The sequence below is a fragment of the Micromonospora sp. NPDC049089 genome (assembly GCF_040648775.1).
In the GTDB taxonomy this organism is placed as follows: domain Bacteria; phylum Actinomycetota; class Actinomycetes; order Mycobacteriales; family Micromonosporaceae; genus Micromonospora.
The window spans coordinates 1-8,062 of sequence record NZ_JBEZEH010000272.1; the positions used below are offsets into that span (position 1 = coordinate 1).

Annotated in this window: 5 protein-coding genes; all 5 read right to left on the reverse strand. The window is 71.9% G+C overall.

Features of this window, described 5'->3' with window-relative positions; genetic code table 11:
• The coding region (locus AB0B48_RS30560; protein WP_357207577.1) for a putative peptidoglycan glycosyltransferase FtsW at positions 1 to 1,362 on the reverse strand (1,362 nt) is incomplete at its 3' end.
• 435 nt (positions 1,363 to 1,797) lie between these two features.
• Entirely contained in the window at positions 1,798 to 2,922 is a 1,125-nt protein-coding gene (gene mraY, locus AB0B48_RS30565; protein ID WP_030334519.1) for a phospho-N-acetylmuramoyl-pentapeptide-transferase, read from the reverse strand.
• Positions 2,919 to 4,316, reverse strand: a complete 1,398-nt coding sequence (murF, locus tag AB0B48_RS30570; protein WP_357207568.1) for a UDP-N-acetylmuramoyl-tripeptide--D-alanyl-D-alanine ligase — start codon at positions 4,314 to 4,316, stop codon at positions 2,919 to 2,921. The genes mraY and murF overlap by 4 nt, the downstream gene beginning before the upstream one ends.
• Positions 4,313 to 5,875, reverse strand: a complete 1,563-nt coding sequence (locus AB0B48_RS30575) for a UDP-N-acetylmuramoyl-L-alanyl-D-glutamate--2,6-diaminopimelate ligase (protein ID WP_357207571.1) — start codon at positions 5,873 to 5,875, stop codon at positions 4,313 to 4,315. Before AB0B48_RS30575 ends, murF begins: the two co-directional genes overlap by 4 nt.
• Positions 5,876 to 5,927: 52 nt before the next feature.
• Positions 5,928 to 7,877: a penicillin-binding protein 2 gene (locus tag AB0B48_RS30580; RefSeq protein WP_357207574.1), complete on the reverse strand. Its 1,950-nt coding sequence runs from the start codon at positions 7,875 to 7,877 to the stop codon at positions 5,928 to 5,930.
• Between the last annotated feature and the right edge of the window lie 185 nt (positions 7,878 to 8,062).

Sequence of the window (8,062 nt, forward strand, 5' to 3'; positions counted from 1 at the left end):
GCACCCCCAAGGGCGGCATCGTGATCGCCGTGCAACGCAAGCTCGGCATCCCCGTGAAGCTGGTCGTCCTTGCCTTCGCCGAGGCCGACCACGGCGACGCCGGCCGGGACGCGGCGGCAACGGGGCCCAGAGTAGTCGGACCCACCGGGCCGGCGGACGGGCATGCAGTGCTCTGGCCGCATCGGGTTCGGCGCGGGCGAAGGACGCCAGCATGCCGATGCCCGCCAACGTCACCACCAGGGCACTTCCGCCGTCGGAGATGAACGGCAACGGCAGACCGGTGATCGGCAGCAGCCCCACCACCCCACCGATGTTGATCACGGCCTGGCTGACCAGCCAGGTGGTCACGGCGGTTGCGGCGAGCCGGCGGAACGGGTCGTCGACCCGCCGGGCGATCCGGAAACCGGTGTACGCGAGGACCGCGAAGAGGCTGAGCACCACGACGCACCCGATCACGCCCAGCTCCTCGGCGATGATCGCGAAGATGAAGTCGTTGTGCGCCTCGGGGAGCCAGTCCCACTTCAGGCTGCCCTTGCCCAGCCCGACACCGAACCAGCCACCGTGCTCGATGGCCAGCCGCCCCTGGTAGAACTGGAGGCAGTCGTTGAGTTTGCAGGTCTCCGGGTCCGGTGGATTGAAGAACATGTCCAGCCGGGCGAGGCGGTAGTTGTCCGCGCCGCGCTCGCCGGAGCCGGCGCCCAGTGAGGCCACCGCCACGAGCAGGCCGATCCCGACCAGCCCGGCCGCGGCCAGGGCCCCGAAGACCCGCATCCGCACCCCGGCGGCCCAGAGCAGGCCCACGACCAGGGCCAGCAGGCAGAGCATCGTGCCCGTGTCGTTGTAGCCGACCAGGACGAAGAGCAGGCCGACGACCGGAAAGAGCGGGGTGGCCAGTTCGCGCCACCACCCGAGCGCGGCGCCCTTTCGGGCGACGAGGTGCGCACCCCAGAGCACCATCGCGAACTTGGCCAACTCAGAGGGCTGTAGCTGGATTCCGCCGACGAACAGCCAGTTCAGCCGGGCCTCGACCGGCCCGAAGCTGGCCGACTCCTGCTTGGTCAGGCGGGCGATCGCGACAAGCAGGTTGAGCACCACCAGGAGGGCGACCGAGGCGAACAGCAGCGGCCGCCCCAGCGAGCGGTAGGTGCTGGCCGGCAGGCGCTGGCAGACCCAGAACGCGCCGATGCCAATCACCGCGAAGATGGCCTGCTTGGTCACCGAGGCCGAGGCGTTGCCGTCCTCGGCGTAGTCCTTCACGCTGGTCGCCGAGAAGACCATGGTCAGCCCGATCAGCAGCAGCAGGCCGGCGCAGGACAGCAGCAGGTAGTAGGAGGTCAGCGGCCGGTCCAGCAGGCCGCGCAGCGCGGCGAGCCCGCCGGCCGCGTCGAACCCGCGCGGCGGTGTCGCCGCTACGGCCTCCGGCCCCCGTCCCGCCGCCCCGGGCTCCCGTGCCCCGGGTCCGGGTTCGCGGGCCGCCGCGCCGCGCTCCGAACCGCGCGCCCCGGCAGCCACCGGTGTACGCGCCGCGCTCGGCGACCGTCGCGGTCGTCCGACAGTCTCATCCTCGGTGCCGATTTCCTCCCCCACCCCGACATCATCACCGCTGAACACGCCCCACCGCCCCACAACGCCTCACCGGGCGTGTCGAACCCGCCCCCACGCCGCCCCCACGCCGCCCTCCCGCGTCGATCTTGCACTTTGTGCACCGGCAAAACACCCAGGAGAGGACGTTCCGCCAGCCGAAAGTGCAAGATCGACGGGATGAGGGGATGGGCGCGGGGTGTTGGTCCCTGCGGCTCAGGTCATGTTGGCGAGGAACTCGCTGTAGAACAGGCCCAGGGCGATGGCCACGCCGATGCCGGCGATGATCCAGAAGCGCACCACGATGTTGACCTCGCTCCAGCCGGCCAACTCGAAGTGGTGCTGGAGCGGGGACATTCGGAACACCCGTTTACCGGTGGTCTTGAAGGAGATGATCTGGATCACCACGGACATCGTGATGATCACAAAGAGCCCGCCGATGATCGGCAGCAGCAGGATGGTGCGGGTGGACATCGCCATGCCGGCGATCAGACCGCCCAGCCCCAGCGCCCCGGTGTCGCCCATGAAGATCCGCGCCGGGGAGGTGTTCCACCAGAGGAAGCCCACACAGGCTCCCGCCGCCGCCCCGGCGATCAACGCGATCTCCAACGGGTCGCGGACCTCGTAGCAGTACGGCTGGGTGTAGTTCGGGTCGGCGCACCAGTGCCGGTACTGCCAGAACGCGATCAGCGCGTACGCGGCGAGCACCATCACCGACGCGCCGGTGGCCAGGCCGTCCAGGCCGTCGGTGAGGTTGACGCCGTTCGTCGCGGCCATCACCACGAAGATGAAGATGATCACCGCGCCGACCTTGCTGACCTCCAGGAAGTCGATGTCCCGGATGAAGCTCAGCGTGGTGCTGCCCACCGTCTCGGTGTTTGTCGCCAGGCCCGAACCGTTTGTCATAGTGCTCGGGAACCACAGCGCGATCACCCCGAAGACCGCACCGACCAGGATCTGCCCGAGCAACTTGCCGCGCTTGTTCAGCCCGGCGCTGTTGCGCTTGCGTACCTTGAGGAAGTCGTCGAGGAAACCCACGGCGCCGGAGAAGACCATCAGCCCCAGCAGCACCAGCGCGGTGATGGTCGGCTCCACCTGGGCGATCTGCTGATCCGGCAGCGTGGTCAGGGCGAGGTGCCCGGCCACGTACGCGATCACAGTGGCCAGGATGAAGACCACGCCACCCATCGTGGGCGTGCCCTTCTTGCCCTGGTGCATGGCGGGGCCGTCCGACCGGATCGGCTGACCGGCCTTGAGCCGGGTGAACACCTTGATCGCGATCGGGGTGCAGAAGAGCGAGACGAGGAAGGCCACCCCGATGGCGACGATGACCGCCCTCATCGGGTCGGCTCCCCACCGGCGTCGGCGCGCAGTGCGTCGGCCACCTCCCAGGTCCGGTACCGGGAGCCCTTGACCAGGACGACGTCGCCCGGTCGTAGCTCGCTGCGCAGCACCTCGACGGCCGCCGCCTGATCGGTGAGCAGCACCGACTCTCCTCCCCAGTTTGCTACCGCTGTCGCGCCTTCGTGGATCGGCGCGGCCGGCTCACCCACCACGAGCAGCCGGTCGACACCCAGCTCGGCCGCGAGTTGGCCGACCTCGGCGTGGCCGTCGTACTCGAACGGGCCCAGCTCGGCCATGTAACCAAGCACCGCGACGGTACGCCGCCCCTGGCCCATGCTCGCCAGCGCCCGCACCGCTACCGCCATCGAGGCCGGGTTCGCGTTGTACGAGTCGTCGATCACGGTCACCCCGTCGGGGCGGTCGAAGACGTCCATCCGTCGGGTCGAGACCAGCCCCAGCTCGCCGAGGGCCGTGGCCAGCTCGGCCAGCGGCATGCCCAGTTCCCGGGCGACCGCCGCCGCCGCGAGGGTGTTCCAGACCTGGTGGCGGCCGGCCAGTCGGAGCCGCACCGGCGCGCGTCCCTCCGGGGTGACCAGGGTGTACGACGCGTGTCCCCGCACGTCGAGCGTGACGTCCTCGGCGCGCACGTCGGCGTCGGACGCCTCGCCGTAGCGGACCACCCGGGCCTGCGTGCGGCCCGCCATCGCGTCCACCAGAGGGTCGTCGGCGTTCAGCACGGCCAGCCCGTCCGGCGGCAGCGCCTCGACCAGCTCGCCCTTGGCCACGGCGATGGCGTCCTGCGAGCCGAACTCGCCGATGTGCGACGTGCCGACGTTGAGCACCACGGAGATCCGGGGCGGCACCAGCTCGCACAGGTAACGGACGTGCCCGATCCCGCGCGCGCCCTTCTCCATCACCAGGTAACGGGTGTCCGGGTCGGCCCGCAGGGCGGTGTACGGGTGCCCCAGCTCGTTGTTGAACGAGCCGGGTGGCGCGACAGTGGCCCCGAGCCGGGAGGTGAGCTGCCCGATCAGGTCCTTCGTGGTGGTCTTGCCGGACGAGCCGGTCACGCCGATCACGGTCAGCCCGGTCAGCCGGTCCACCGCCGCGCGGGCCAGTCGGCCCATCGCGGTCAGGGCGTCGTCGACAAGCACCATCGGCACCCCGGGCACCTCTCGGCTGCCGAGGACCGCCACCGCGCCGGCCTGGATCGCGGTCGCCGCGTAGTCGTGCCCGTCGACCTTCTCCCCTGGGAAGGCCACGAAGAGCGAGCCGGGCCCCACCTTGCGCGAGTCGAACTCCACCGAACCGGTCACTGTGGTGGCCGGGTCGGCGGCCACCAGCCGCCCATCGACCGCCGCGGCCACCTCGGCCAGGCTCAGCGTGATCACCGCTGACCCGCCAGGTCCCCGAAGCGGGCCCGCAGCGCCTCGGCCAACTCGATGCTGTCGTCGAACGGAAGCACCTGACCCGCCACCTCCTGGCCGCGCTCGTGGCCCTTGCCGAGCAGCGCGATCACGTCGCCCGGCTCCGCCAGCCGCACCGCCTCGTCGATAGCGGCGCGGCGGCCCGCCACCTCGATGATCCGGGCGGCCGTGCCGGCCCGGTACGCCCCGGCCAGCACCTCGGCGCGAATCTCCCCCGGATCCTCGGTGCGCGGGTTGTCGTCGGTCACCAGCACCACGTCGGCTCCCTCCGCCGCGGCGGCACCCATCACCGGCCGCTTGCCCCGGTCCCGGTCCCCACCGGCGCCGATCACACAGATCAGTCGGCCGGCGCTCAACTCGCGCAGCGCGGCAAGCGCGGCCACTATCGCGTCCGACTTGTGGGCGTAGTCGACCACCCCGCGCACCGGCGCGGCGACGTCGACCAGCTCCAGCCGGCCCGGGACGCCCCCGCAGGCAGCCACACCGGTCGCAGCGGTCACCGGGTCCACCCCGGCGCCGACGAGTGCGGCGATGGCCAGCAGCGCGTTGGCCACGTTGTGCCGGCCGGGCAGCGCGACACCGGCGGACACTGCCACGCCGTCCGGGCCGTGTGCGGTGAACCGCTGCGCGTACCCCTCGCCACCCACACCGTCCGCCCACCAGGTAGCGCCCTGCTCACCGGCCGCCGAGTAGGTGACGGTGGTCGGCTTGAGCAGCGGCTTCAACGCCGGGTCGTCGTGGTTGAGCACCTCGACCGCGCAGCGCCCGTCGAAGAGCTGGGCCTTCGCGGCGAAGTAGTCGTCGCTGTCGGCGTGGAAGTCCAGGTGGTCGGAGCCGAAGTTGGTGTAACCACCGACGGCGAACCGGACCCCGCCCACCCGGCCCATGGCCAGCGCGTGGCTGGAGACCTCCATGACCACGGCGGTGACCCCACGCTCGCGGGCGGTGGCCAGCATGGCGTGCAGGTCGGTCGCCTCGGGGGTGGTGCGCACACTGTCGATCACCAGATCGCCGAGGCGGGTCTCCACAGTCCCGACCAGCCCGGTGGTGTGCCCGGCGGCCCGCAGCCCCGACTCGATCAGGAACGCGGTGGACGTCTTGCCCGCGGTGCCGGTCACCCCGATCACCGTGAGGTCGGCGGTCGGGTCGCCGTACACGGCCGAGGCCAGCTCGCCGAGCACGGCACGCGGGTCGGGCACCACCAGGGCGGGCAGGCCGGTTCCCGCCGCCAACTCCGCACCCGCCGGGTCGGTCAGCAGCGCCACGGCACCCGCCTCGACGGCACCGGCGGCGAACTCCGCCCCGTGCCGACGGGCACCGGGCAGCGCCGCGTACAGGTCGCCGGGGCGAACCTCCTGGCTGGCGTGGGTGACCCCGGAGACGACCACCGCGGCGGCGTCCGCCGGAAGGTCGACGGCGAGCCGGACGGCGAGATCACCGAGCCGGACTCCGGTCACGGTACGTGGACGTGGATTGCCGGGCACGGCGTCAGACCCTACCCGGTCGTCCGGTTCCGGCCGCACAGCCGCCCCGGTGGTTCGTCGGCACTCACCGATGATGTCCCGCCATCGCTGCTCAGCGCGGATAGACCACGAACTTGGGCGCGGATCCGCCGGTCGAGGGTGGCACGCGGTAGTGACGCAGAGTGAACTGCATCATGTCGCGGAACGCTGGATTGGCGATCGCCGCGCCCCCGCCGTTGGGCGCGTAGACGAAGACGGCGATCACGTAGCGGGGGTTCTCGGCGGGGGCCATGCCGATGAACGAGGACACCTCACCGGGCTGCTTCTTGCCGTTCACCAGCCGCCACCCGGTCCCGGTCTTGCCGGCGACCCGGTAACCGGGGACCGCTGCGGTGACACCGGTGGCGCCGTCGACGGTGGTGACCGCCTCCAGCATGGTGCGCAGGGCCGCCGCGTTCTGCGGGCTGAGCACCGACCGGGTCACCGGGGCCGGCGCGGGGGTGCGCTTGCCGTCCGGGCCGATCACCTCCTTGACCAGGTGCGGCTGCACATACGTGCCGTTGTTGGCGATGGCGGCGTACGCGGCGGCCATCTGCAACGGCGTGGCGTCGACGCTGTGCCCGATCGGCACCGACCCGCGCGACGACCCGCTCCACTCGTCGGCCGGAAGCAGTCGCCCGCTGGCCTCCCCGGGCATCCCCTCGCCGGTCGGCTTACCCAGCCCGAACCGCTTCTGGTAGTCGATCAACCGGTCCCGGCCGAGCTTCTCGGCGATGGTGATGGTGCCGACGTTCGACGAGTAGGCGAGCATCCCCGGCACGCTCATCCGCCTGCCGTCGGCCGGGTGTGTGTCGGAGAACCAGGTGTCGCCCATCTCGATGCTGTTGGCGATCGGCAGCGTGGTGTCCGGCGTGATCACGCCCTCCTGCAACGCCGCGCCGTAGGTGATGGCCTTGTGCACCGAGCCGGGGTCGACCACGAAGCTGGTCGCGGCGTCCTCCCGGGCCACCGGGTCGCTGGGCGTCGGCTTCGCCGCGTTGTACGTCGGGTTGCTGGCCTGCGCCAGGACCGCGCCGGAGGGAATCTCCATGATCACTGCCGCGCCGGTGCCGCCCGGCGCCTTGGCCATGCCCGCGCTGAGGATCTGCTGGGTTCGGAACTGAAGGTCGCGGTTGAGGGTGAGAGCGAGCGAGCTGCCCGGCTTGGCCTGAGTGGTCCGGCTGTAGCCACCGGGGATCGGCGCGGCGAGGTCGCCGAGGCCGGCCTCGTACACCCGTTTGCCGTCCTGACCGGCGAGCACGTCGTCGTAGCGGGCCTCCAGCCCTTCCAACCCGACCATGTCCTGACTGGTGAAGCCGATCAGGTTGGCCGCCAGGTCACCACCGGGCACCTCACGGCGCTCGTCGCGGTGCACCCCGATGCCGGACAGTTCCAGCGCCTGCACCCGCTTGGCGGTGGAGATCTCCACTCCCCGCGCCAGGTACACGAATCGGGACGGCTTGCCGTCGTCCAGCTTGCGGGGCTTCATCTGCTCGACGAGCTTCGACACCGCGATGCCGAGCAGCGGGGAGAGCGCCTTGGCGACGGCGGCCGAATCCTCCACCTCGGTCGGGTCGGCGTACACGTACCGTGCCTCGACACTGCGGGCCAGCGGCGCGCCGGTGCTGTCGTAGATCGCGCCCCGCGGCGCCGGCAGCTCGACGGTGCGGAGGCGGTCGCTGATGCCGCCCCCGGCGTACGCCGGAGCGTCGACCGTCTGGAGGAAGATCAGCCGGATCCCGATGGTGGCGAAGAGCGTCAGGGCGAGCACTGTGCCCAGCCGCAGCCGCAGCCGCGAGTCGGCCAGCTTCGGCGGACGTCGTGGCTTTCGCGCGGGCCGCCGGGCCGCCGGTCGGTCGGTGCGCCGCGGCGCGCGTGGCGTGGTCCGGCGACGCGGCGGCGGCTCGTCGCCACCCGGGCCACGGGGGGTACGCGGTACGACGGTGCGCACCACCCCACCGCGTCCGGCGGCCGGAGCGTCGCGCCGGCCGGCCCGGGCGGCGGCCCGACCGCCGTCGAGCACCTGCAAAGCCGGCCGGAACGGGTCGCCGGACCGGGTGCTGCGCGGCGTACGCCGCTGCTCGGCGCCCTGGCCGCGCGCCGGCGTGCCGCGCTCCTCCCGGACGGTCCGCCGACGTACCCACCGCCGCCGGTGATGTAGCGCTCGAACGCGGCCTGCTGGGCGGCGTTGAGAACGTCACCGGTGGT

Bases quoted from the DNA above. Each gene is read 5' to 3' on its own strand.
- mraY (WP_030334519.1), bottom strand. From the start codon at position 2,922: ATGAGGGCGGTCATCGTCGCCATCGGGGTGGCCTTCCTCGTCTCGCTC.